At 75.2% G+C, this 22560-nt stretch carries 24 protein-coding genes and 1 tRNA gene; 14 read left to right on the plus strand and 11 right to left on the minus strand.

The genetic code is table 11. The annotated features are described in order from the left end of the window. Positions 1 to 17 precede the first annotated feature (17 nt). From DSM112329_RS25265 to DSM112329_RS25290, 6 genes are all read left to right on the plus strand, one after another. The gene (locus DSM112329_RS25265; RefSeq protein WP_354699338.1) at positions 18 to 797 is read left to right on the plus strand and encodes a hypothetical protein; all 780 of its coding nucleotides are present in this window, start codon (positions 18 to 20) and stop codon (positions 795 to 797) included. A gap of 66 nt (positions 798 to 863) precedes the next feature. Beyond that, complete coding sequence (locus DSM112329_RS25270; protein WP_354699339.1) at positions 864 to 1001, plus strand: hypothetical protein; 138 nt, start codon at positions 864 to 866, stop codon at positions 999 to 1001. Positions 1002 to 1052: 51 nt separating this feature from the next. Next, positions 1053 to 1125, plus strand: a tRNA-Phe gene (locus tag DSM112329_RS25275). 153 nt (positions 1126 to 1278) lie between these two features. Next, positions 1279 to 1566 (plus strand): hypothetical protein, encoded by a 288-nt coding sequence (locus DSM112329_RS25280; RefSeq protein ID WP_354699340.1) that lies wholly within the window; start codon positions 1279 to 1281, stop codon positions 1564 to 1566. Between the two features lie 66 nt (positions 1567 to 1632). Continuing rightward, positions 1633 to 2538, plus strand: coding sequence for an ABC transporter permease (locus DSM112329_RS25285; RefSeq protein ID WP_354699341.1), 906 nt, complete (start codon positions 1633 to 1635; stop codon positions 2536 to 2538). 212 nt (positions 2539 to 2750) lie between these two features. Then, on the plus strand, positions 2751 to 3032 hold the full coding sequence (locus tag DSM112329_RS25290) for a hypothetical protein (RefSeq protein WP_354699342.1): 282 nt from the start codon (positions 2751 to 2753) through the stop codon (positions 3030 to 3032). A 199-nt stretch (positions 3033 to 3231) separates the two neighbouring features. Here the strand turns inward: DSM112329_RS25290 and DSM112329_RS25295 are convergent, their stop codons facing one another. Next, entirely contained in the window at positions 3232 to 3933 is a 702-nt protein-coding gene (locus DSM112329_RS25295) for an SDR family NAD(P)-dependent oxidoreductase (RefSeq protein WP_354699343.1), read from the minus strand. Positions 3934 to 4305: 372 nt separating this feature from the next. Here DSM112329_RS25295 and DSM112329_RS25300 point away from each other — a divergent pair, with 372 nt between their 5' ends. The 8 genes from DSM112329_RS25300 (at position 4306) to DSM112329_RS25335 (ending at position 11120) form a co-directional block, all read left to right on the plus strand. Continuing rightward, on the plus strand, positions 4306 to 5868 hold the full coding sequence (locus DSM112329_RS25300) for a D-glucuronyl C5-epimerase family protein (protein ID WP_354699344.1): 1563 nt from the start codon (positions 4306 to 4308) through the stop codon (positions 5866 to 5868). Positions 5869 to 6175: 307 nt separating this feature from the next. After that, positions 6176 to 6514 (plus strand): hypothetical protein, encoded by a 339-nt coding sequence (locus DSM112329_RS25305; protein WP_354699345.1) that lies wholly within the window; start codon positions 6176 to 6178, stop codon positions 6512 to 6514. A 74-nt stretch (positions 6515 to 6588) separates the two neighbouring features. Beyond that, positions 6589 to 8262: an alpha/beta hydrolase family protein gene (locus DSM112329_RS25310; protein WP_354699346.1), complete on the plus strand. Its 1674-nt coding sequence runs from the start codon at positions 6589 to 6591 to the stop codon at positions 8260 to 8262. A 56-nt stretch (positions 8263 to 8318) separates the two neighbouring features. Beyond that, positions 8319 to 8705: a hypothetical protein gene (locus tag DSM112329_RS25315; protein WP_354699347.1), complete on the plus strand. Its 387-nt coding sequence runs from the start codon at positions 8319 to 8321 to the stop codon at positions 8703 to 8705. Between the two features lie 97 nt (positions 8706 to 8802). Further along, positions 8803 to 8997 (plus strand): hypothetical protein, encoded by a 195-nt coding sequence (locus DSM112329_RS25320; protein ID WP_354699348.1) that lies wholly within the window; start codon positions 8803 to 8805, stop codon positions 8995 to 8997. Between the two features lie 127 nt (positions 8998 to 9124). Continuing rightward, positions 9125 to 9853: a hypothetical protein gene (locus tag DSM112329_RS25325; RefSeq protein ID WP_354699349.1), complete on the plus strand. Its 729-nt coding sequence runs from the start codon at positions 9125 to 9127 to the stop codon at positions 9851 to 9853. Between the two features lie 197 nt (positions 9854 to 10050). After that, positions 10051 to 10284, plus strand: coding sequence for a hypothetical protein (locus DSM112329_RS25330; RefSeq protein WP_354699350.1), 234 nt, complete (start codon positions 10051 to 10053; stop codon positions 10282 to 10284). Positions 10285 to 10370: 86 nt separating this feature from the next. Continuing rightward, positions 10371 to 11120 (plus strand): hypothetical protein, encoded by a 750-nt coding sequence (locus DSM112329_RS25335; RefSeq protein ID WP_354699351.1) that lies wholly within the window; start codon positions 10371 to 10373, stop codon positions 11118 to 11120. Here DSM112329_RS25335 and DSM112329_RS25340 read toward each other — a convergent pair. From DSM112329_RS25340 to DSM112329_RS25385, 10 genes are read right to left on the minus strand one after another with little or no spacing between them, the layout of a single operon-like run. Then, positions 11114 to 11548, minus strand: a complete 435-nt coding sequence (locus tag DSM112329_RS25340) for a hypothetical protein (RefSeq protein ID WP_354699352.1) — start codon at positions 11546 to 11548, stop codon at positions 11114 to 11116. The two genes, DSM112329_RS25335 and DSM112329_RS25340, sit on opposite strands and share 7 nt — an antisense overlap. A 9-nt stretch (positions 11549 to 11557) precedes the next feature. Then, positions 11558 to 13096: a pyridoxal-dependent decarboxylase gene (locus tag DSM112329_RS25345; protein WP_354699353.1), complete on the minus strand. Its 1539-nt coding sequence runs from the start codon at positions 13094 to 13096 to the stop codon at positions 11558 to 11560. Then, complete coding sequence (locus tag DSM112329_RS25350; protein WP_354699354.1) at positions 13093 to 14442, minus strand: diaminobutyrate--2-oxoglutarate transaminase family protein; 1350 nt, start codon at positions 14440 to 14442, stop codon at positions 13093 to 13095. Before DSM112329_RS25350 ends, DSM112329_RS25345 begins: the two co-directional genes overlap by 4 nt. Then, a complete protein-coding gene (locus tag DSM112329_RS25355) occupies positions 14439 to 15212 on the minus strand; it encodes an ABC transporter permease (RefSeq protein WP_354699355.1) in 774 nt (257 codons plus the stop codon). The genes DSM112329_RS25350 and DSM112329_RS25355 overlap by 4 nt, the downstream gene beginning before the upstream one ends. After that, entirely contained in the window at positions 15213 to 16166 is a 954-nt protein-coding gene (locus DSM112329_RS25360) for an ABC transporter ATP-binding protein (protein WP_354699356.1), read from the minus strand. A 55-nt stretch (positions 16167 to 16221) separates the two neighbouring features. Beyond that, a complete protein-coding gene (locus DSM112329_RS25365) occupies positions 16222 to 16842 on the minus strand; it encodes a GNAT family N-acetyltransferase (RefSeq protein WP_354699357.1) in 621 nt (206 codons plus the stop codon). Then, a complete protein-coding gene (locus DSM112329_RS25370; protein WP_354699358.1) occupies positions 16839 to 18683 on the minus strand; it encodes an IucA/IucC family protein in 1845 nt (614 codons plus the stop codon). The genes DSM112329_RS25365 and DSM112329_RS25370 overlap by 4 nt, the downstream gene beginning before the upstream one ends. Next, a complete protein-coding gene (locus tag DSM112329_RS25375; RefSeq protein ID WP_354699359.1) occupies positions 18680 to 20083 on the minus strand; it encodes a SidA/IucD/PvdA family monooxygenase in 1404 nt (467 codons plus the stop codon). Before DSM112329_RS25375 ends, DSM112329_RS25370 begins: the two co-directional genes overlap by 4 nt. Beyond that, the gene (locus DSM112329_RS25380; protein ID WP_354699360.1) at positions 20080 to 20634 is read right to left on the minus strand and encodes a GNAT family N-acetyltransferase; all 555 of its coding nucleotides are present in this window, start codon (positions 20632 to 20634) and stop codon (positions 20080 to 20082) included. The genes DSM112329_RS25375 and DSM112329_RS25380 overlap by 4 nt, the downstream gene beginning before the upstream one ends. Next, the gene (locus DSM112329_RS25385; RefSeq protein ID WP_354699361.1) at positions 20631 to 22472 is read right to left on the minus strand and encodes an IucA/IucC family protein; all 1842 of its coding nucleotides are present in this window, start codon (positions 22470 to 22472) and stop codon (positions 20631 to 20633) included. Before DSM112329_RS25385 ends, DSM112329_RS25380 begins: the two co-directional genes overlap by 4 nt. Between the last annotated feature and the right edge of the window lie 88 nt (positions 22473 to 22560).

A 22560-nucleotide genomic window follows, 5' to 3' on the forward strand; every position in this document is an offset into this window, starting at 1 on the left:
CCGGCATCGTGGCGACCATGAACTTCACCCGTCCCGCCCGTCGCGCCGCGCTCGGCCTCCTCACGCTCGGCCTGCTGGCCCTGCCGGCCGCGCCGGCGCCCGCCGCCGCTGCCGCTGCCGCCGCGAAGGCGAAGCCGAAGATCGTCTGCCCCAAGCACAGCGGCGAGCTCGTCGTGCGCCAGGGCTCGGGTGGCGTGCAGCGCGTCTGGCACGACAAGGACTCGCTGTACACGTGCTCCACCCGGCAGCCCTACCGGTCCGCGACCTTGCGCCTCGGCCCGTGGGGCCCCGGCAGCCGGGTCGCGCTCTCCGGCAACCTCGTCGGCTGGACTGTCCCCACGCGGGCCGGGGGCGCGACGGTCGACCGCATCCACTGGGGCCAGACCAACCTGCGCAACACGTTGCTGCGTGGCGTGAAGGCCGCCAAGACCGGCTCCGGTTCGGGCACCGGGCGCGACGCCCGGGTGACGCGGCTCGTCGCGTTCGCCGACGCGCTCGCCTGGGTGACGGCCGACGGCGGCGTCTACGGCGCGCTGCCCCTGGCCGACGATGCGCCGGAGGCGATCGGCGCCCCGCTCGCGCCGTTCGGCGTCTTCGACGGCCGGGTGTTCGCGCTGGGGACCTACGCCGACGTCCCGAACGCCGAGCTCGCACGGTCGCTGAGGATCACGGTGAAGCGCGGGGACGAGAACGTGGAGTGCGTGTACGTGGACGACTACCGCTTCACGGTCGACGTCGGCGGGAGCGTGGTGGGCGGGACGGCCCGGAGCGGGCGCCACGCGCCGTGTCCGTTCTGAACGCGCCGCATGCAGCCGCGCGAGGCCGACCGTGGCACGTAGGCACTCGCCTGTATGGTCGACGCGATGCCTGTGCTCGCGATCCCCAGCCGCTTCGAACTCAGCCCGCAGGGCCTGGCGCTGATCGTCACCCGGGCCGCCGCCCTCGGCATCGACTGCTCGCGGATCTACGCCGCGCTCGGCATCCGCCCGCACGCCGATTGATCTGGACCGGGAAGCGGCAGAGCCGGTGTTCACGGTACGATCCGGCGGCTCGGCACCTTAGCTCAGTTGGTAGAGCACACGACTGAAAATCGTGGTGTCCCCGGTTCAAGTCCGGGAGGTGCCATAGGTCATTCGAGCCCCAGAGATGGGGCTCGATGCGTGTCGCCGGTTCGATGGGTCGCCCGCCGGTCGGCCACACACCCTCGAGGGGCAAGCCCGCCGCGTCGCGGACTGCGGGCGGTGGTGCCATCGTCGGCCGGCGGGTGTACGCACAACTGTGTCCACCCTCGCCGCCGCCGGATCCACCGACCTCACGACCCAGCTCGTCCAGGTCGTCGGCGCCCTGCTCGTGCTGGCCGGGTTCGCCGGCGCGCAGTTCGGCCTGCTGGTGACCCAGTCGCCGCTCTACCTCGTGCTGAACCTCCTCGGCTCCGCGGTCCTGGCCGTGCTGGCGGCGATCGACAGCCAGTACGGGTTCCTGCTGCTCGAGGGGGTGTGGGCGCTCGTGTCGGCCTGGGGCCTGGTCCGCCTCGGCCGGGGGGCGGCACCGGTGTCCGGCCACTGACGCTGCACCACCGCTCCGGGTGCGCCGCGGCCGCCCGGTGCGCCGTCGCTGCGACAATCGCCGCACATGGCCGCCTGGCTGCTGAAGCGCCTCTGCGGCGCCGTCGCCGTCATCGTCGCGACCGTGATCATCACGGCCGCGATCGGCCGCTGGGCGGTCCCGGGGGTCGATTCGCGCAGCTTCCTCGCCGGCGTCGCGCACGACACGGTACGCATGCTGCTGCACCTGGACTTCGGGACCTCGTCCACCATCCCGAGCCGCCCCCGGATCCACGACGTCTTCGCCGAGAACTGGGGCCCGGACCTGGCGCTCGTCCTGGTCGGCGTCCCCCTGGGCGCGCTCGCCGGCCGGTGGGCGGGGACGTACTGCGCCGCGAATCCCGGGGCGCTGCGCACCCGCGCGCTGAACCTCGCCGCGACCCTCTGGCTGTGCGCGCCGATCTACTTCGTCGCCTACGCGCTCCTGCTGCTGTTCGAGCCGAGCTTCGGCCGCCTCCCGATCCCCCTGTTCTTCGAGCCCGGTCACTACGGTCCGCTGCTCGACGAGCCGTGGGGCTGGCTGCAGGCGATGCTCGTCCCGTGGGTCCTCGTCGCTGCGCCGATCGGCGCAGCCGTGCTGCGGGTGACGACCGCCGACGCCCGCGGGCGCCTCGACGAGCCGTACGTGCGGACCGCGCTCGCCAAGGGGCTGTCCTGGGGGACGGTCGCCCGCCGGCATGCGGCGCGCCCCGGGCGGGCGGCGACGGCCGCGTTCGTCGGGGTGAATGCGCGCGTGATCATGCTGAACGTGATCCTGGTCGAGAACGTGTTCTTCGTCCCCGGGTTCCTCGTCAAGGCGCAGCGGGCCGTCGGCGACAAGGACCTGCCGATGCTGCAGGGCCTCGCGGTGTGGACCGCGGTCCTGACGGGCGCGATCGTGCTCGCGGCGGACGTGGCGGCGTACCTCCTGGAACCACGGACGCGGGCGGGCTGACGCGCGCGCAGGCCTGAGTCCCTCGACCCGGGGAACCCAGGTGGGGCGGGGCGGGCTCTCACGTGGTCACTGGGCCAGGGACGTCGCGGTGCGGCGGGGTGGGGCGGGCGCTCGATGTGCCGTCACATGCCTCGGGCGCACGTGGTGGCACATCGACAAGCGGGCACGCCCAGACCGTGGCGCCGCGGCCGCCCGCGGGTAGCCTCGGGTGCATGTCCCAGACCGCCGATGCCCCGCGGTCGTCCCTGACCGGGGTGGTGGAGGGCTCCGCCGTCGTCGCCGCGGTGCTGATCGCCCTGCGCATCAGCGGCCTCGCGCCGCTGGCGAGCTACCTGGTGGCGCTCGCCGCCGGGACCGCGGTCACCGTGGTCCTGTGCCGGCAGCGTGGCGGCCCGCAGCCCGCGGTGGGCATGGCGATCGTGCTGACGGTCGCCTACTCGATGCTCGTGGGCGTGCTGGCGGTCTTCGCGCTCGCGGTGGTCGGCGTCGACTGACGCACGTCGCGCCGTCCGCGCGCTCTTCGGAGGGACCGGGCGACGGGACGCGCGGACCGCACCGCCCCCGTCGACCGCGAGCCTGCGCTGTCCGCGTCCGTCGAGAGGTCCAGGACCTCACGCCGGGCGGCACCGACCCCGAAGTCGAGAAGACCGGGGGGCCCGACGAACGCACCGCACCGCACCGCGTTCGAGCGCGTCAGGCGACGCGCAGCTCGGCAGCCTTCAGGTCCCACGAGAGCTCGCGACGGCCGGCCTCGATCGCGTCGACCAGGACGCGGACGACCTCGACGCTCGAGTGGGCGGTCGGCATCGCGGGCGGCTCGCCGGCCAGCGCGTGGTCGGCGAACGTGGTGTCCAGGTGCGGCAGCCGTGCGTCGATGACGGCGATCCGGCCGCGGCGCAGCTCCCGGCGCAGGGCGACCAGGTAGGCGCTCAGCGCTGCCTTCGACGCGCTGTATGACGCCATGCCCGCGGTCGGGTAGTCGGCGACCATCGCGGTGACGGCCGCCAGGCAGCCACCCGGCTCGAGGTGGGCCGCACCCGCGCGCAGCAGGGCGATCGGGCCGGTCGCGTTGACGGCGATCAGCTCAGCGGTCACCTCGTCGGGCGTGTCCGCACCGGCACCGAACGCCACCGCGCCGATCGCCACGACGACGCCGTCGACACCCTGCATCGCGGCGGCGACGGCGTCGACGGCCAGCGCGCAGGACGTCGCGTCGCGTGCGTCGAACGTCGCGGTCGGGACGCCGCCGAGCTCCTCGGCGACCGCGTCCAGGCGCGTGCGGTCCCGGCCCAGCAGCCCGACCTCGGCGCCGCGGGCGGCCAGCTCACGCGCCAGCGCACCCCCGACCGCGCCGGTCGCGCCCGCGACGATGAACCTGCGCCCGTCGATCTCCATGTGGGTTCCTACGGACCCCGACCCGGCACCGGCTCACTCGGGATCGGGCCCGTCTGCTGCTGCCACGACCAAACAGGACGGGGCCTGCTCGGACCAGGACTCCACCGAAGACCGCCTCCTCGGAGGATCCGGCGGGGCCGACCCGCGCGATCCTCCGACCACCGCCCGGCACCCGCCCGCGGGGCGCCTCTGAGCCTGCGGGCCTGATCGGGCCTGCCCCCTGCTGCCCCACGACACAGGACGGGCCCGCCTGGCCCAGGACTCCACCCTGATGCTCGACGTCCGGCCCGGACCGCCGTCGTGCAGCCGTCCGGCATCGCCCCTGCCGCTACGGCTGACCCGCCGACCCGCCGATGACCCGGGCAAGCCGCTGTGTCCCCCCACGCCCGCCACCCCCGCGCCGCGTTCCCGACGGCCGTCCTCTGGGCGGTCCTCCTCGGCCTGCTCCTCCACGCCGCGGTGCCCGCGCCGGCCCGGGCGAGCCTGACCACCACACCACCGGTCGCCGTGGCCGCGGTGACGACGTCGGCCACCGCGGCGACCGGCGTCCCCGGCCTGCTCGCCACCGCGATCGAGCAGGTGCACCGCGACGCGCGCCGCGCCCGCACGCTCCGCCTGGCGGAGGCTGCGCGCCTGGCCGGCTCGTCGTCGCCCGAGGCCGTCATCCGGCGGCGCTGGCTGCTGCGCCGCACGTCCCGGGCGACCTACGACGCGCAGCGCGGAGTCCTCGTCCGCGCCCGTCGGGCCGCCGCCCGCCTGCCGGGGCTCCGCGGGCGCGAGCAGCGCGCCGCGGTGGCCGTCGCGGACGCCCTGACCGCCCGCGGCCTGCTCACCGCCGACCGCCTGCACGCCGTGCTGCTGACGATCGACCGCAACACCGACTGGTGGTCCCGCCGGGGGGCGCCACCGTACGGGCGGGCGATCGCCCGCGGGAAGGACCCCGTGACGCTCAAGTACGTCCCTGGCCACGGGCTCGTCCTGCACCAGCTCGCGAGCTGGGGCCGGGTCAACTGGCTCGCCGGCGACTGCCTGCGCCACCGCGCCCGGTGTCCCCGGCGCCAGCTCCGCGCGGCCGTCGACACGCTCATGCGCGTCGCCGTCCGGCGCCGCGGCGTCGTCCGCGCGGAGTCCTACTTCGCGTTCGGCGGGGCGCCCGCACCGTGGATCAGCGGCATGACGCAGGGGACCATGATCCAGGCCCTCACCCGTTCGTCGACCGTCCTGCGCAGCGCCGCCGACCGGCGCCGTGCCCGTGCGGCGCTGACGGCGTTCACGCGTCCGGCCCCCGAGGGCGTGGCCGTCGCAGCGCCCGGCGGGACGCACTACCTCATGTACTCCACCCGGCCCGGGCTCCGGATCCTGAACGGCCACCTACAGGCGCTGACCGGGCTGCGGGACCTCGCGCGGATCGGCGGCTCCCGGCAGGCCGGCGAGCGTTACCGCGCCGGGGAGCGGGCGGCTTGGGTACAGCTGCGCCGTGCCGACACCGGGGCCTGGTCGCGCTACGCGGACGGCGGTCCGGAGGCGACGCTCGGCTACCACCGGCTCGTGACCGGCTTCCTCGCGAACCTGTGCGACCGCGACGCGGGCCGCCGCTACTGCCGTGCCGCAGCCCGGTTCCGCCGCTACGTGACCGAGCCGACCCGCGTGTCGCTGCGTCCCGTAGGCCGGCCGCGCTCCCGCCGCCCCGCGCGCCTCGGCGTCTGGCTGTCGAAGGTGTCGGCGGTGAGCGTGAGCGTCCGCGACGCCCGCGGGCGCGTGGTGATGGCGTTCGCCGGACAGCTCGAGCGGGGCTCGCACACGCTGCGCTGGAAGGCGCCGCATCACGGCCGTTACCGGGTGCGGGTGACGGCGGTCGGCCCCGGCGGACCGCCGTCGGGGCGTGCCTCCGCCCGCGTCGACGTGCGCCGCCCGTCGGCCCGCCGCGCCCGCTGAGGACAGCGCGGGTGCGCTCGGGACGACGGGTCGCTCGGCACGCTCAGCGTGTTCGGCGCGATCGGGCAGCGGTTCCGCGGGCCTGTCGGCACGACGGCGGACACCGGGTACATGAAGGACGTCGTCTCCGGCGATCGCGTGCGGTGCATCGGCCCGCCGTCCTCCCTGGACCGCTCGCGTCGCCGTGGCACGTCAACCCGGCACACCGAGTAGGTGCCGGCGCGCTGACCCGGGCTGCGGCCAGGCTGCTGTGCGAGCACCGGCAGCGCGGGTGTCGGCGGCGCCGGGTGACGGGTAGGGGCCCGTCATGCTCAAGAGGCTCGCCCCCCTGCTCGTCGTCCTCGTCGCCGCGACCGCCCTGGCGTCGACCCCCGCCGTCGCCCCGGCCAAGAGCCGCGTGTGCGCCGGCAAGGTGATGGGGAAGTACCCCGTCGTGGTGATCCGCGGCGTGTCGTGCACCACCGCGAAGCGCACGGCCGCGCAGTTCATCCGCTCCCGCGCACCGTCGCCGTGGCTCTGCGGGCTCGCGCACGCGCCGTTCCGCAAGATCGCCGGCGTGAAGATCGGTGCGTCGTGCGGGTACGGCAAGCAGGTCGGCGGCGTCGGGGTCACCGGCCGCACGCACGCGTTCGCCATCGGCGCCTGACGCGGCCGCGCGGGCGGCGACCCCGCGCTGCGGTAAACGAACACGCGTGTTCATCAGGCGGCTATGCTCGCGCGATGCCGTGGCGTCGCCGGATCTCGTCGTGCTTCGCGACCGTCGCCGCGGCGGTCGCGTTCCCGGTCGCCGGCGCGGCCGCCGCCGCGCCGGCCTTCGGTGACGCGGCCGGCCTGCACGTGGTGAGCGTGAAGCAACTCTCGCCTCGACTGCACAAGCTCCGCGTCACCACGGCCGACCTGCCGAGGCCGGTCGACCTGCGAGTGCTGCTGCCGACCGGGTACGACGACCCGGCCGCCGCGGCGCGCCGCTTCCCGGTGCTCTACCTGTTCCACGGCACCAGCGGACGCGCCGCGGACTGGACCACCATGGGCGACGCGGAGGCGATCACGGCCGGACTGCCGCTGATCGTCGTGATGCCCGACGCGGGCTTCGACGGGGACGGCGGCGGATACTTCGCCGACGCGTTCAACGGCGGTGCGGGCGGGCCGCCCCGCTGGGAGAGCTTCCACATCGACGGCGTGCTGCCGTGGGCCGATGCGACGCTGCGAACGATCGCCGAGCGCCGCGGCCGCGCCGTGTACGGCCTGTCCCAGGGCGGCTTCGGCGCCATGCTCCACGCGGCCCGCCACCCCGACCTCTTCGCCGCCGCCGGGTCGTTCTCCGGCCCGCTCGACATCGCCGCCGACCCGGACGCCGCCACCCTGATGACGGCGATCGTGACCGGCACGGAGGTCGGGCTGAACGGCGACGCCCCCGGCAGCATCTTCGGCCCGCGCCTGACGCAGGAGGTCAACTGGCGCGGCCACGACCCCGCCACGCTCGCCGCCAACCTGCGCGGCATGGACCTCCGGCTCTACACGGGCAACGGCAGGCCGGGGCCGCTGGACCCGCCGGGCACCGCCGTGAACCCGATCGAGGCCGGCGCCCATCGGCTGACGAACCTCTTCCACGACCGCCTGCAGGCGCTTCGCATTCCGAGCACGTTCCGCGACTTCGGTCCCGGCACCCACTCGTGGCCGTACTGGGCAGCCGCCCTGCGCGACAGCATCAAGCCCCTGATGGACGTGCTCCTGCATCCGCGACCCGCGCCCGCGCGCGTCGACTACACGACGATCGAGAGCCCCTTCCGCGTCTTCGGCTGGCGCGTAACCGTCGACCGGCCGGCCCGCGAGTTCGCCACGCTCAGCGACGCCGCCGCGGACGGCTTCACGCTCGCCGGCAGCGGCACGGCCCGCGTCCTGACGCCACCCGCGTATGCCCCGCGGACGTCCGCCGCGGTGCGCGTCACGGGCCTGCACGCCGACATGGACCGCACGCTGCGCGCCGACGGCGCCGGGCGGCTGGCGATCGACGTGCCGCTCGGCCCGGGGAACGCGCAGCAGGCGTTCACCCCGGCGGCCCTGCTGGCCGGCGGAACGCCGGTCCACACGACACGGGTACGCATCACCGGGGCGACGGCCGCCGCCGCAGAGTGCGCCGGACGCGCCCTGCGCATCACCCTGCCGCTGCCACGGGGAACGCGGCCGGTAGGCCCGCTGCGCGTCGCCGTGGGGTCCCGACGCGCCGGGCGGGTCGTGCGGCAGGGACGAACCGTGAGGTTCACGTTGCCGGCGCTGCCCACAGGGGTGTACCGGGTCCGGGTGAGCGGGCGTCGCACGCGGGCGGCGGCCGGCGGGACGGTCGCACTGCGGGCGACGCGCACGGTCGCCTGCGGGCCCCACCGGGCCGGATAAGCCCGTCGTACACGCAAACCAGACACGCTGTACAGCGATGCGTTAGCGTTGGCCCCATGAGCGTCGATCCCGCCGTCCGGTCCGTCCAGAAGTCGCTGCGCCTGTGGGCCGCGATCCGCATCGGGTACGGCGTCGTCGCCATCGCGCGACCCGACGTCATGTTCAAGGTCCTGCGGATGCCCGAGCATCCGGACGCGCGGGGCTTCAACGCGTTCCTCGGAAGCCGCGACATCGTCGTCGGCCTCTTCTCCCTGCGTGCCCGCGACCCGCAGCGGATCGCCGACGCCATCCTGCTGAACCAGGCGAACGAGGTCATCGACTCGGTCGTGATCGCGCAGGAGCTGCGGGCCGGGCGGCGCGGCGACATCTTCTCGGTCGTCGGCGTCGTCTTCAACGCGTACGGCTGGCTGACGTGGATCAAGGCCCGCAAGGCGCTGCGCTGACCCGCACGGGAGGCGGCCCGTCCCAGCGGCCCCGAACTGCAGCGCCGGTGGACGGACGTTCGATGCAGGCCTCCCCACTTCTGCCGACCAACGGGTCATGAACACCACGAGGCTGATGCCGCAGCCCCTGACCACCGACGAGCTCCTGGCGTGTGACCGCCTGATGGACGAGCTGCTGGCCGAGGACGCCGCCCCCGCGCCCCTCTGCCTGGCCCGTCTCGCGCAGGATCTCGCTGCCGACGTGCAGGAGGCTGCCGCGCCCGTGGCGCGACAGGTCGCCCAGGTCGCCTGACCCCGCGGCGCACCGGCAGCCGCCGGCCGGGAGCCGACAGCCGGGCGTTGCCCGTCGGTCGCAGGACTGGCCGGCGGCGCTGGGCCTGCGGAAGCCCCTTGCGCGAACATGGGGGCGTGGCCGCCCTATGAGCACGCTCCGGATCCCTGCCCGCTTCAACGGACCGCCGACGACGGCCAACGGCGGGTATGCCGCCGGCCGCCTCGCCGCTCACCTCCCAGCGGCGGCCGCGGCCGCGGGGGTCAGCGTCCGCCTCCGCCGGCCCCCAGCGCTGGACCGCGACCTGACCGTCGCGGTCGACGGCGGGACGGCCGAGCTCCGTGATGGCGAGGACCTCGTCGCCACGGCCACGGCCATGCCGCTCGACCTCGCCGTCCCGGATCTGCCGTCGCTCGAAGAGGCACGCGCGGCGGCGTCCGCGGCGGACCGCACCCGCCCCGGGCATCCGTTCCCCTCGTGCTTCGGCTGCGGCCCGGACCGCGACCGCGACGAGGCGGTCGCCGCGCTCCTGGCCGCGGTTCCCGGCCGCCAGGACGGGCTGTGGGCCTGCACGTGGACGCCGCCGGACGGACTGCCCCATCACGCTGACGGCACGCTCGAGGACGCCATCGTGTGGGTCGCGCTGGACTGTCCCTCGGCGCAGCCGGTCGCGCCCGACGGCGGCGCGCCGCACGTGCTGGGGACGCTCACAGCGCGGCTGGACCACCCCGTCCGGGTCGGCGTCGAGCATCTTCTGCTGGCGTGGCCCCTCGGGCGGGACGGGCGCAAGGCGCACAGCGCAGCGGCCGTCGTGGCGCCGGACGGGACGATCTGCGCCCGGTCGCGCGCGTTGTGGATCGCGCTCCCGAGCGGATGACGACGCCGCGGCAGCGATCTGGCCGCGTGCGGTGCGGGGAGCAACCGGTGCTCGGGCCGCGGGCGGCCCGATCGTCTCCATGCGCAGCGACTGGAGACCGAAATGACCGAGCCCGTACAAGTGCGACATGCTGTCCGGGCCGTGTGCTGACCGGCTACTGGACGATTTTCTAGGCATCTGTCACCGTGATTGGCCGGATGGATTCGAGCGCGTTCGTCGGGGGTTTTGATCAGTCGGCACCAGGGGTGCTGGCCGCGGTCACCTGCGTCGTCGACGACCTCATCTGGGAGACCCTCTGCGGCCTCGACGACACGGTGTTGTTCCACGCCGATCTGTTCGCCGTGCTGGGGCAGCTCCCGAGCCTGATCGTCGGTCCCGACCTGCGGGACGCGATCACGGACCTCGTGCTCAACGGCTCCGGCTTCGACTGAGCACCGCAGGAGCGCCGGCTCGGCGCCGGCCGGACCCGCCCCGCGAGGAATAAGGGCGCCCTGACGCGTCCGCTAGGTTGGGGCGGGTGATCGTGGACGACCTCCCCACGCTGATGGCCTCCGCCTGCACCGCCGACCGCTACCTGGACGGCCGCGCCGAGCCACCCGCCGGCGACGGCAGCTGGGTGCCGATGACCGACCTGCCCGGCAACCTGCCCGGTCTGCTGGACCTGCTGAACACGGTCTACGGCTCGACCGGCTACCGCACGCCCGCGGCCGTCCTGCAGGCGACGATCTGGTGGACGGTCGGCGCCCACGCGGGTGCCTGCCTCGTCGACGGCGGTGCCGTCCCGACGCTGCACCAACCGACGCTCGCGCTGCGCATGGTCCCCGGGCAGTACGGCATGGCGGCGGGCTCCGGCGCGGCGCTGGTGCCGCGGGCCGACCTCGGCGCCTGGCTGCGCGGGGCGACCACCGGGCCGCTCGCCGCCGCGACCACCGCGCTCGCCGACCACGGCGGTGCACGCGAGCGGCTGCTGTGGTCCATCGCCTTCGACGAGCTGGTGACCGGCATCGTCCCCGTGGCCGAGGGCGCAGGGTGGGACGCCGGCGCCGTCGCGGCGCTCATCACCGAGCTCACGGCGGCCGCCGAGGGAACCCCGCTGGCCCCGCGGCACGCGCGGATCACGCGCGTGGAGCTCGAGGGCGCGGAGCGGGCGCGCTGGGAGCGGTCGGCGTGCTGCCGGCGCTTCGACGTCCGGGAGGGGCGGGAGCGCTGCCTCGACTGCCCGGCGGTCCCCGTCGCCGAGCGCCACCTGCTACCGGCGGATCAGTAGCTGATCCGCCCGCTGAGGGTGACCCGCGTGCTGCGGCCGTTCAGCGGGCCGTCGCCCGTGAACTTCAACGAGCGCGCCTTGGCCTTCTTGAACCGCCCGCTGCCGCCGGTGATCCTGGCGGTGCCGCTGTACTTGATGCGCTTCTTGATCTCGACCGTGCCGAAGGCCGTGCCCTTGACCGTCGAGTTGCCGATCACTGCCGTGAAGGTCGCGTTGACCTTCCCCTTCTGGATGAACGTGCGCAGCACGAGCCGGCCCTTGCCGAACGGGCGGGCGTCGAGGTCGCCGCGCTGCGTCGCGCGCAGCCCGTCCCGCTTCGTCGTCTTGAGCTCGGCGGTCGCGTCCAGCGTGCGGGTGGCTGCCCAGGCGGCGGTCGCGCCGGTGAGCAGGACAGCGGCGAGGACGGCGAGGAGCAGCGGACGAAGCATGCCCGTAGCCTACTTGTCAGGCCACCCTGACCGAGCCGTGACGGCCGCTGCCACGACGCGGTCCAGGAGCTGCTCGATGTCCCCGGGCCGGGTGCGCGGATTGATCAACGTCAGCTTCAGCACGACCCGCCCGTTGACCCGGGTGCGGCCGAGAACGGCCTCGCCGCTCGCGAACAGCTCGCGCTGGACGTCGATCGCGCGGGCGTCCCGGTCCGCCGGGTCCTCGCCGGCGAACGCCTCGGCCAGCGCGAACACCACCATCACCGAGGACGGCTCGGCCACGAGCTCCAGCGCCGGGCGGGCGCGGACTGCCGCCGCCGCGCCGTCCGCGAGCGCGACGAGCCGCTCGACCATGGCGCCGAGCTCGCGCCGGCCGATCGTCCGGCCGGACAGCAGCAGCTTCAGGGCGTCGAACCGGCGACTCGTGTCGAGCGAACGGGCGACGAGGTTGAGGGTGCCAGTCGCCCGGTCCTCCGCGCGGTTGAGGTAGTCGCTGTCGTGGTCGAGCGCGGCGAACGCCGCCTCGTCGGCCACGAGCAGCGCGCTGGCCCCGATCGGCTGCCACCAGAGCTTGTGCAGGTCGACGGTCACCGAGTCGGCGCGGCCGATGCCGTCCAGTCGCGGGCGGAGCGTGTCCGACAGCGCGAACGCGGACGCGACCGCGGCGTCGACGTGCAGCCAGGCGCCGTGGTCGCGGGCGCGGCCCGCGATCGCCTCCAGGGGGTCGATCGCACCGAGGTCGGTCGTTCCCGCGGTGGCGACGATCGCCAGCGGCCGCAGGTCGTCGGCGAGCAGGATCGCAAGGGCCTCGTCGAGGGCGGCGATGTCCATCGCCCCGCGCGCGTCGACGGCGACCGGGACGATCGCACGGGCGCCGAGGCCGAGGATCGCCGCGGCGCGGCGGACGCTGTCGTGGGCGACGGCGGACGTCAGGATCCGCCACGAGCGCGCCTCGGCGGGCAGGCCGTGGTCGGCCGCGTCGGGTGCGGCCCGGCCGCGGGCCAGCGTCAGGCCGAGCAGGTTCGACGCCGTCCCCCCGGCCGTCATCACCCCGGACGCCGCCGCCGGCAGCCCGAGCAGCGCGGCGAGGCGGCGGACCAACGCGTCCTCCACGAGCGTCGCCGCGGGCGCCTGGTCGTAGGAGTCCAGCGACTGGTTGGTGGCCCCGATGGCGAGCTCGGCCGCGGCCGCCGGCCAGACGGTGGGCGCGTGCAGGTGGGCCACCGCGTGCGGGTGCCAGGGGTGGACGCCGTGCGCGAGGACGCCGGCGGCGACCTCCGCGAGCGCGGCGTCGAAGCCGACCCCGTCGTCGGGCAGCGGGTCCAGCGCGGCGACGGCGGTGGCGAGCTCGGCCGGGCTCAGCGCGGTCGACGGCGCGGGCCGCCGGGCCGCCTGCTCGACCGCGGCCGCGACCGCGATGGCCGCGGCACCGAGGTCACCGCCGTCCCCGAGGAACCAGCTCCCGGCTTGCCGAACGTCGATCGTGCCCCCTCCAGGGACGGCAGGATCGATGTTCGGCGCCGTAGGGGGCGGGGGTTCCTGGCTCATGCCGGAAGGCTTGCGGCGAAGGCGTCCACGATCCGCTCCGCGTGGGCGGCCTCGAGGATCAGGGGCGGGAGCAGGCGCACGGTCGCGGCGCCGCGACCGCCGACCTCGACGATGACCCCGCGCTCCAGCATCGCCTGCTGCAGCGCGCTCGCGCGCTCGCCGTCGGGCACCGGGACACCGTCCGCGTCGGTGCGTGCCGGGTCCACCAGCTCGATGCCGATCATGAGGCCGCGGCCCCGGACGTCGGCGACCGCCTCGCAGCCGGCGGCGGCGCTGCGCAGCCCGTCCATGAGGGCCGACCCGACCCGGTCGGCCTGCACGTCGAGCCGCTCGGCGGCGACGTGACGGATCGTCGCGGCGCCCGCCGCCATCGCGAGCTGGTTGCCGCGGAAGGTGCCCGCGTGGGCCCCCGGCGCCCAGACGTCGAGCTCCTCGCGGTAGACGATCACTGCCAGCGGCAGGCCTCCGCCGATCGCCTTCGACAGCACGAGGATGTCGGGATCCAGTCCGCGGTCGCTCGCCCACAGGCGCCCGGTCCGCCCGAGGCCGGTCTGCACCTCGTCGGCGATCAGGACGACGCCATGGGCGCGCGTGAGGGCGCGGACCTCGCGCAGGAACGACGTCGGCGCGGGCTGGACGCCGCCCTCGCCCTGCACCGGCTCCAGGATCACCGCGGCCGGCTTCGGCGTGCCGCTGTGGTCGTCCTCCAGCAGCCAGCGCAGCGTCCGCGCGCAGAGGGCCGCACCGGCCTCGCCGCCGACGCCGAACGGACAGCGCAGCGCGGTCGGGAACGGCAGGTGCTGGACGTCGTCGGCCAGCGTCCCCAGGGGCGTCTTCGGCGCATGCGCGCCCGAGAGCGCGAGCGTGCCGTGGGTCATGCCGTGGTACGCGCCGCCGAACGACACGATCCCGCCGCGGCCGGTCGCCGTCCGCGCGAGCTTGACCGCCGCCTCGACCGCGTCCGCCCCGGTCGGCCCGCAGAACTGGATGCGGCCCGCGGCGGCGAGCGACGCCGGCAGCGCGGCGAAGAGCTCCTCGACGAACGCGTCCTTCAGCGGGGTCGTCAGGTCGAGCGTCGTCAGGGGGACGCCGTCCGCGAGCGCAGACTGCAGCGCGTCCACGACCACGGGATGGTGGTGGCCGAGCGCGAGCGCGCCCGCCCCCGCAAGGCAGTCGATGTACGTGCGGCCGGCGCTGTCGCGGACCTCGACGCCTGCGCCGTGGACGAGCGCCAGCGGAAGCCGGCGGGAGTAGGTCCGGGCCGCCGACTCGCGGGCCGTCTGGCGCGCCAGCAGCGGGTCGGCGGTGGCCGTGGCGGGGGTGGTGGAGGGGCCGGGGCGCCTCATCCCCAGGTCCGCTTGGGCGCGTCGATGTTGCGTCGCAGCGCGAGCGTCGCGACGAGCGCGAAGCCCGCCGCGAACGCGAGCAGGACGAGGCACGGGTTCACGACGTCCCGCACGCCGACGTCGTACTCGAGGAACGCGGTCCGGTAGCCGTCCATCGCCCACTTGACCGGCGAGCCCGGCGCCAGCGGCTGCACCCAGTCCGGCAGGAGCGACACCGGGACGAAGCCGCCGCCCAGGCCGCCGGCGATCATCGCCCCCAGGTTCGTGACGGCGTTGAGCTGCTGCACGGTCGACAGCAGCGCCGTCGCCGCGAGGCCCGCCGCGAGGACGACCGCGCTGAAGCACGTCGCGACGAGGGCGGCAGCCACCCAGGAGCCGTTGGCCCGCAGGTCGAGGAACTGGTAGCCGACGGCGAACAGGATCACGTGCTGGCCGGCGAGCAGGAGGGTCGGCAGCAGCAGCTTGCCGAGGATCAGCGACGGCCCGCTCAGTCCGGACAGGCGCAGGCGCGTCCAGGTTCGCCAGCCGTGCTCGCGGAAGACGCCGAACCCCAGGATCCCGACGCCGAAGAACGCGAACACGCACGCCATGCCGGGGACGGTCTGCGTGCTGCCGGGGGCGTTGAAGCCCTCGTACGCGAGCGGCAGGTCCATCGACCGGCTAAGCAGCGCCATCAGCACGATCGGCATCGCGACGAGGATCGCCGGGGGGACGGGGTCGTGGCGCAGGAGCCGGACCTCGTTGCGCAGGACGGCGAGCGAGCCGGTCATCTAGGCCGGGACCTCCACCAGGTCGGGGACGCCCGAGTCCGTGGCCGCACGGCCGGTCAGCGCGAGGTAGGCCGCCTCCAGGGACGGCTGCACGATGGCGACGTCGGCCAGGCGCGAGCTGTCCGGCCCGAGCGCGTTGAGGAGCGCGCGCAGCGCCTCGGCGGGCTCGCTGGCCCGGACGGTCACCGTGCCGTTGTCCTGGATCGCGGCGCCGTCGAACGCCGAGGCCGCGACGGGGACCGGCCCGTCGGTGAAGCGCAGCACGAGCGCCGCGTCGCCGTGCGCCGCGATCAGGCCGGCGACGGTCCCGGTGACGATGACGCGGCCCTGCTCGAGGATCGCGACGCGCGCGTCCAGGCGCTCGACCTCGGGCAGGTAGTGGGTCGTGTAGAGGACTGCCGCGCCGTCGGCGGCGAGGTCGAGGACAGCGTCCAGGATGCCCTCCCGCGTGGCCGGGTCGGCGCCCGCGGTGGGCTCGTCGAGCAGGATCACCGACGGACGGTGGACGAGCGCGGCCGCCGTGTGCAGCCGGCGCTGCTCGCCGCCCGACAGGCGGCCGGCGGTGCGATCGGCGAGCGCGCTCAGCGCGAATGGCTCCAGGAGCTCCTCGGCGCGGGTGCGGGCGTCGCGGCGCCGCAGGCCGGCCGCCTCGCCGAACGCGCGCAGGTTCTGCGCGACCGTCAGCTGGGGGTAGATGCCGATCTCCTGCGGGGCGACGCCGACGCGCCGGCGGGCCGCGAGTGAGCGGCGCGGGTCCTCGCCGAGGACCCGGACCGTCCCCTCGTTCGGCCGCTCGAGGCCGGCGCAGAGGCGCACGAGGGTCGACTTGCCGGCGCCGTTCGGGCCCAGCAGCGCGAGCACGGTCCCTGGCTCGATCGCGAGGTCGACGCCGTCGAGGGCGGCCGTCGCGCCGTAGCGGCGACGGACCCCGACGATCTCCAGAGCAGCGCTCATCGTCGACACCTCGCTGGGCGAACGAGCCCTCCGGGCGAGTCCTTCGGCGCGGCCGTCATGACAGCGTCCTCCGGCGCCGGCTCGCGAGGCGCTCGAAGTCCGCGCGCTCGCAGACCATGAACGCCGCGCGCTTGTCCGGCAGGTCGATCTCGCTGTGCTTCTTGAAGCCGAGGAAGGCCAGCAGCGAGAGGAAGTTGTGGTTGCGCACGTCTGGCTCGCCGACGATGCGGCGGACCTCGGGGCGCTTGAAGAGGAAGCGGACGACGGCCCGCCCGAGCGCCACCGAGTAGCGGCCCAGGTACTCCTCCTCGCCGATCAGGACGTGGGCGCCCAGGTCGCCGGGCAGGATCGGCGCGTGGGCGCCGAGGACGTCGCCGGCGGGGTCGTAGACCTCCACGTAGCCGACGGGCGTGTCGTCGACGAAGCCCAGGTACGGCGTGCGCGCGGGGTCCTCGAGCTGGCGGACGAGGTAGTCGGCGATCCAGTCCTGCGGCCACGCCATCTCCCAGAACTCGGAGACGTGCGGGCGCTGCATCCAGTCGTGGAGCAGCGGCACGTCCTCGCCGGCGAGCATCTGCCGGCACCAGAGCCGGCGGTTCAGCGCGGCCTCGTGCTCGCTGTAGGCCGCGAGCTCGGGGTGGGGGTTCACGGTCGCGCGGGGCGCAGGCTGCGTCATGTCGTCACCGGCGCGGGCGCTGGGGCATGGAGGGGGTTGTCGATCCAGCCGCTGGCGGCAGCGATGGGACGCTCGGCGCCGTCGCGGTAGCCGCGCTCGAGGATCCGGACGCGGTTCAGGCAGAGCTTCACGAACACGGGCGCATCGAGGTCGAAGAGGTCGAAGCGCGGGCCGAGCTCATCCTCGAAGCGGTCCTGGTAGCCGTGCAGCGCCGCGCGCGCGGCAGCCCAGAACGCGGCCTCCGGATAGCCGCAGCGGTCGGCCAGGAGCTCGGCGATGTAGCGGTGCGCGCAGACCAGCAGACCAGCCTGGATCCACTGCGTGATGACGGCGGGCTCGACCCCGTCGCCGAGCGCGGCGCGGACCGCGGGGCTCAGGTCCAGCAGCTCGGGGAGCGGCTCCGCGCAGATCGTCGCGTCGTCCACGAAGTCCTTGACGACGATGCGGGTGGGGACGTCGTCCCGCAGCACGACGAGCGTGTTCTGGCCGTGCGGCGAGAAGGTCGCCCCGTAGCGGTACAGGACGTGGCACAGCGGCGGGAGCGACACCTCGTGCAGCGCACGCACCCAGGCGTCGACGGTCAGGCCGCTGCGCGCGATGAGGTGCTCGATCAGCGACTCGCCGGCGGGGTCGACGTGGAAGAGGGCCGCGAGCGGGAGCGCGCGCTCGCCCTCGTGCAGCTGCGCCGCGACCGGCTCGCGCCAGATCGCGCCGAGCATCTCGGTGTGCTGGTAGGGCACGCCCTCGATCGTGCCGAACGCGGTGTGGGCGACGCTGGCGGACGCGACCTCGCCGAGCAGGACGAGGCCGGTCTCCTGCAGGAACGGGTCGCGATCGACGCAGCCGACGAGCCACTCGGTGAGGACCGGCGCCGCGAGCGCCCGGGCGCGCGGCAGTCCGCGGTAGACGCTCGTGTTGAGGATCGACAGCGGGAGCTTCAGCTCGCGGCGGAGCTCGCCGTCGGGGCCGGCGTCGACCAGCGTGCGGATCGACTGCCGGGCGCGGTAGGTCGGTGCTGCGGTGCCGAGGTGGGTGATCGCGCCGGACGCGAGGTCGGCGGCGTGCAGCGCGAGGATGCGCTCGCGCCACTGCCAGGGATGGACGGGCAGCAGGACCGTCGTGTCCGGGTCGTGGCCGGCGGCGGCGGCGCGCGCCCGCAGCCGGTCGGCCTCCTGGGCGCCGAGCTGCTCGTCGACCACCTGCCGGTGGGTCAGCCCCGGCAGCGCGCGCGTGTCGATCCGGTCCGCCGCGACGGCGAGCCAGTCCAGCTGCAGCGTGCGCTGCGCCTCGGGGGCGTAGTGGTCCAGGTCGCCCGAGTCGAACCCGATGCGGCCCTTGGCGGCGACGATCCACGGGTGGCCGCGCAGCTCGGCCTCGACGTCGATGGGGGCCGCGTCCAGGAGCTCGCGCGCCGGGCGGCCGCGGTGCAGCTGGACCGCGTCCGAGAGGACGGTCGCGGCGACCTCGGCGACGAGGCCGGCCGTCGTGGACGCGTCGGCGCCGGCGGCGGGGGCGCCGAGGGCGACGACCAGGGCGGGGTCCGGCAGCGGGCGCGCGGCGCCGGTCGCGGCGTCGCGGGCCGTGAGGGACGCTGGGGCCACCCGCCAGTGCCCGAGGGAGCGGCGGCGGGCCCGGCCGCTGACGATGAGGTCGCCGAGCGCCAGCTCGAGCACCGCGGCGTCCGGGCCGGGAAGGTCGGCGTCCGGGTCGGAGAGGATCGCGGGCGTCAGGACGTCCTCGAACGTCAGCTCCCCGATCAGCTTGGCGAGCAGCTCGCGGCCGGCCTGCGCGTAGGCGGCGCCGCCGTCGCTGGTGAGCGCGTCGAGCGTCCGCGCGCTCATGTCGCCCCCCTCCCGGCGCCGAGACCCGTCTTCCATCCGACTGGGTGATGACGAACGGGTGTCGGCCCCTGGCGGGGGCTCTCGGTGACCGGAGCGCCCACGCCCGGCCCCGGGGCACCGAAGGTCTGGAAGACGTTGCGGTCGCGGACCTTGTAGACCTCGCGCCCACAGAGGCCGTTCACGATCACGCTGTTGCGGAACGCGCCCAGGCCGAGGTCCGGCGTGCCCACGCCGTGCGTGTGCAGCTCGGCGTTCTGCACGTAGAGCGCCGGCGCGTCCGGGTCGCGGAGGGCGACGCGGTAGTCCAGGCCGACGCGCAGCCGGCCGCGCTCGTCGGCGTCGGCCAGGGCGGCGAGTCCGCTGATGGGCAGCGGCGTGGACTCGTAGCCCGTCCCGAGCACGACGGCGTCGGTCTCGTGCCTGAACGTGATGTCCTGGTCGCGCTGGTGCAGGGTCAGGCGCAGCCCGCCGGCCGCCCGCTCGATCCCGACGAGCTCGCACGAGGCCGCGTACGCCGCGCCCGGGTCCTCGCCGCCCACGCTGCGGTCGTAGATCGCGTCGTAGATCGCGGCACTGGTCTCGGCCGAGATCCCCTTGTAGAGCAGGTCCTGCCCGGCTCGCAGGGTGTCGCGGCGACCAGGCTCCAGGCCGTGGAAGTACCGCGTGTACTCGGGCGTGAAGTGCTCCAGGCCGAGCTTCGAGTACTCCATCGGGAAGAACCCGCGGCTGCGCGTGAACCACTGCAGCCGCGTCCCGCCGGCGTGCCCGAGCAGGTCCAGGAAGACCTCGGCCGCGCTCTGTCCCGATCCGATGACCGTGACCCGGCGCGCGCGCCGCAGCGCCGCGCGGTGGTCGAGGTAGGCAGCGGAGTGCAGGACGCCGCCGTCACCATCGTCGACCAGGGCCTGCGCGCACGGCGGGACGTACGGCCGCCCGCCCACCCCGGCGACCAGCGCGCGGGAACGGTGCTCGGTGACGCTGCCGTCGGCGCCCGCGACCGTCAGCGTCCACAGCCCGTCGTCGCCGACCCCGGCGTCGACCACCCGCGCGCCGAACCGGCAGCTCGCCAGCCGCCCCGCGACCCAGCGGCAGTAGTGCTCGTACTCGCGGCGCGACGGGTGCCAGCGCTCGGCGAAGTAGAAGCGATAGAGGCGCTCGTGCTCGTGCAGGTAGTTGAGGAAGCCGTGCCGGCTGGTGGGGTCGGCGAGCGTGACCAGGTCCGCCAGGTGCGGGACCTGCAGCGCCGCGCCGTCGAGCATCAGGCCGGGGTGCCACCGCAGCGTCGGCTGCGCCTCGAAGAACGCGGCGTCGACCTCGCCGACCGGGTCCAGCAGCGCGGCCAGCCCGAGGTTGAACGGGCCCAGGCCGATGCCCGCGACGTCGTGGACCCGAGCGCTCATCCGACCGCCCCGGGGCGGGGCGAACGTGCCCGCTGGGCGAGATCGCCCGGCGTCCACGCGATGAGCGCCGCGGTCTTGTCGGGCAGCGTCAGGGTCGCGATCCGCTCGCCGCCGACCGCCGCGCAGAACGCGAGCATCCGCGCGTTGCGGGCGTCCGGCTCGCAGAGCACGCGCGTCGCACCGGGCTCGTCGAGCAGGCGGTCGACGACCAGCCGGGCCAGCGCCCGCGCGGCGCCGGTCCCCAGCTGGGAGGCGGGGCCGACGAGGATGTGCCAGCCGCGGTCCCCGGGCTGCGCGTCGTAGTGCGCCGCGAGCGGGTCGTCGCTGACCGTGTACGTCTCGACGTACGCGAACGGCTCGTCGCCCACGGCTCCGACCCAGCTGCGCTGGTGCGCGAGCGCGGCGGCGCCCGCGAGGTAGGCGGCGGTCCGCTCGGGCGGCCCCGCGAGGTTCCACCACGGGCTGACGTGCGGCTCCTGCATCCAGCCGTGGAGCAGGGTCAGGTCGGCGACCGCGTCCAGCGGCCGCAGCGTCACCATGGCCGTCGTCATGCCGCGGCCCGGCGCAGCGGGTTCGGGATCGTGCCGTAGACCGACTGCGTGGCGATGTCCCCGACGAGCTCGTCCATGTCGTGCAGCCGTGTACGCAGGTTGCCCTTGCACGGCCAGCGCTCGTCGTCAAGCAACCGGTCGAGCAGCGTGTGCGGGTAGCGGCCGCCCTGCCGGCGCTCGTCGGCGAGCGTGTCGCGCAGCACGGCGAGCAGCTCCGGCCCGTCGGCGCAGCCGTCCAGGACGAGGGTGTCGATCGTCCCCACCGCCGCGTTCAGGAACGGGTAGTAGACGAGGCGCTCGTCGGCGAGCGCCTCGGGGAAGATCGACTCGCTGGCCTCGCCCAGACCCGGGACCACGCGCGTGAGGTCGGCGTGGGCGGCCTCGCGGTGGAAGTAACCCTGGCTGTCGCGGATCAGGCAGCGGTCCGGCCAGCCGTGGCGGTCCAGCTGCAGGAGGGTGTTCTGCTGGTGCGGCTCGAAGCAGAGGCCGACGTCGAGGTAGAGGCGGACCAGCGACCGCACGACGACGTCGCAGTAGCGGCGGATCCACTCGGTGGCGACGTCCGCCTCGGTCCGGCCGCGCGTCGCCGCGATCCGGCCGACGACGTTCCCGAGGCGGCTGCGCCCGCCAAACGGGTGCCGCTCGCAGAGCGACGCCAGGCAGATGGGGCGCTCGCCGGCGAACGAATTCGCCCGCAGGAGGACCGAGAGGCTGTCGATCAGCGGTTCGCCGACGCCCGCCCGGACCGCGAGGAAGGCAGGGTCGTGGACGACGCGCAGCCGCGGTGCGGCGGCACGGGCCGCGGCACCCACGCGGGTGAACGCCTCCAGGTGGGCGGCCTCGGCGGCGCGCGTGAGCTCCTTGGGCAGCGTCACCCGCAGGGAGTTCGTCACGCGCACGTCGAGGGAGAACTTCAGCTGCCAACCCCAGTCCTCGCGGTACACGGTCCGCACCGAGCTGGTCGGCGTGACGGGGGCGCCGAGCGGCCCGAGGTCGACGATGTCGTCGTCCGCCAGCAGCGCCGCCACCGACGGGTCGGCGCCGAGGTGCGCCAGCTGCCAGGGGTGGGCGGGGATCAGGATCCTTGGGCCCAGGCCGGTGAGCGCGGCGCGCAGCTCGTGCTCGTCGACCGCCGGATCGCCGTGCAGCAGGCGCCCCACGAGGGTCGGCGCGTCCTCGCGCTCACCGCTGCCGTGGTGCACGAGCGACGGGACGACGGCAAGCCAGTGCAGCGCGAAGCGCCCACGCGTCTCGGGCGAGTAGACGTCCCGCTCGTCGGCCGAGAGCTCGACACGGCTCTTGGCCGTCGGGTGCAGCGGGTGGCCGACGAGCAGCCCCTGCTCGCTGTCGATGAACGGCAGCGTCCGCCCGTCGTAGAGGTCGTCCAGGCCGCCGTCGGTGGCCCGCAGCTCGAGGTGGTGGGCGGTCTGCGCGATGCTGTCCCGGATCCGCTCGAGCAGGACCTCGGGCGCGCCGTCGCCGCGCGGGTCGCCGGCCTGCAGGTGACCCAGGAGCAGGTCGGCCAGCGCCTCGACGGAGAGCTCGTCGTCGACCACGTCGCCGTCGTCCCCGACAAGGATGGGCGGGCCGGCGAGCAGGCAGCGGTCGGTCGGCGTGCGGCGGGCGACCCCGACCTGCAGCCGGGTCCCGGGCCGCTGGGCGAGCGTCAGGACAGCGGTCTGCGGCGCGGCGTCGTCCCCGGCGCGCGGGACGAACTGCCAGTCGCCGGTCTCCCGGATGTGGCAGTTGACGAGCGCCGACGTCGCCGCTGCGGTCGCCGCGGCCCGGGCGCGACCGGCCGGAGGCGCCCCTGCCGCGGTGACGATGGACTCGCGCATCTGCGCGATAAGGTTACCCTAACTCCGACTGCGCCGGTCGGAAAGGACCGGCGCCGTCCGGGGCGGGCTGCGGTGCGGCCCCGGCCCC

The sequence above is a fragment of the Paraconexibacter sp. AEG42_29 genome (genome assembly GCF_040581415.1).
Classification (GTDB): domain Bacteria; phylum Actinomycetota; class Thermoleophilia; order Solirubrobacterales; family Solirubrobacteraceae; genus Paraconexibacter.

Excerpts from the sequence above, each read along its gene's own strand:
- DSM112329_RS25360 (WP_354699356.1), bottom strand. The coding sequence starts at position 16,166 with ATGAGCGCTGCTCTGGAGATCGTCGGGGTCCGTCGCCGCTACGGCGCG.
- DSM112329_RS25295 (WP_354699343.1), bottom strand. The coding sequence starts at position 3,933 with ATGGAGATCGACGGGCGCAGGTTCATCGTCGCGGGCGCGACCGGCGCG.
- DSM112329_RS25370 (WP_354699358.1), bottom strand. The coding sequence starts at position 18,683 with ATGAGCGCGCGGACGCTCGACGCGCTCACCAGCGACGGCGGCGCCGCC.
- DSM112329_RS25320 (WP_354699348.1), top strand. The coding sequence starts at position 8,803 with ATGAACACCACGAGGCTGATGCCGCAGCCCCTGACCACCGACGAGCTC.
- DSM112329_RS25340 (WP_354699352.1), bottom strand. The coding sequence starts at position 11,548 with ATGCTTCGTCCGCTGCTCCTCGCCGTCCTCGCCGCTGTCCTGCTCACC.
- DSM112329_RS25270 (WP_354699339.1), top strand. The coding sequence starts at position 864 with ATGCCTGTGCTCGCGATCCCCAGCCGCTTCGAACTCAGCCCGCAGGGC.
- DSM112329_RS25355 (WP_354699355.1), bottom strand. The coding sequence starts at position 15,212 with ATGACCGGCTCGCTCGCCGTCCTGCGCAACGAGGTCCGGCTCCTGCGC.
- DSM112329_RS25265 (WP_354699338.1), top strand. The coding sequence starts at position 18 with ATGAACTTCACCCGTCCCGCCCGTCGCGCCGCGCTCGGCCTCCTCACG.
- DSM112329_RS25365 (WP_354699357.1), bottom strand. The coding sequence starts at position 16,842 with ATGACGCAGCCTGCGCCCCGCGCGACCGTGAACCCCCACCCCGAGCTC.
- DSM112329_RS25385 (WP_354699361.1), bottom strand. The coding sequence starts at position 22,472 with ATGCGCGAGTCCATCGTCACCGCGGCAGGGGCGCCTCCGGCCGGTCGC.
- DSM112329_RS25310 (WP_354699346.1), top strand. The coding sequence starts at position 6,589 with ATGCCGTGGCGTCGCCGGATCTCGTCGTGCTTCGCGACCGTCGCCGCG.
- DSM112329_RS25305 (WP_354699345.1), top strand. The coding sequence starts at position 6,176 with ATGCTCAAGAGGCTCGCCCCCCTGCTCGTCGTCCTCGTCGCCGCGACC.
- DSM112329_RS25380 (WP_354699360.1), bottom strand. The coding sequence starts at position 20,634 with ATGACGACGGCCATGGTGACGCTGCGGCCGCTGGACGCGGTCGCCGAC.
- DSM112329_RS25290 (WP_354699342.1), top strand. The coding sequence starts at position 2,751 with ATGTCCCAGACCGCCGATGCCCCGCGGTCGTCCCTGACCGGGGTGGTG.
- DSM112329_RS25330 (WP_354699350.1), top strand. The coding sequence starts at position 10,051 with ATGGATTCGAGCGCGTTCGTCGGGGGTTTTGATCAGTCGGCACCAGGG.
- DSM112329_RS25350 (WP_354699354.1), bottom strand. The coding sequence starts at position 14,442 with ATGAGGCGCCCCGGCCCCTCCACCACCCCCGCCACGGCCACCGCCGAC.
- DSM112329_RS25315 (WP_354699347.1), top strand. The coding sequence starts at position 8,319 with ATGAGCGTCGATCCCGCCGTCCGGTCCGTCCAGAAGTCGCTGCGCCTG.
- DSM112329_RS25345 (WP_354699353.1), bottom strand. The coding sequence starts at position 13,096 with ATGAGCCAGGAACCCCCGCCCCCTACGGCGCCGAACATCGATCCTGCC.
- DSM112329_RS25285 (WP_354699341.1), top strand. The coding sequence starts at position 1,633 with ATGGCCGCCTGGCTGCTGAAGCGCCTCTGCGGCGCCGTCGCCGTCATC.
- DSM112329_RS25325 (WP_354699349.1), top strand. The coding sequence starts at position 9,125 with ATGAGCACGCTCCGGATCCCTGCCCGCTTCAACGGACCGCCGACGACG.
- DSM112329_RS25375 (WP_354699359.1), bottom strand. The coding sequence starts at position 20,083 with ATGAGCGCTCGGGTCCACGACGTCGCGGGCATCGGCCTGGGCCCGTTC.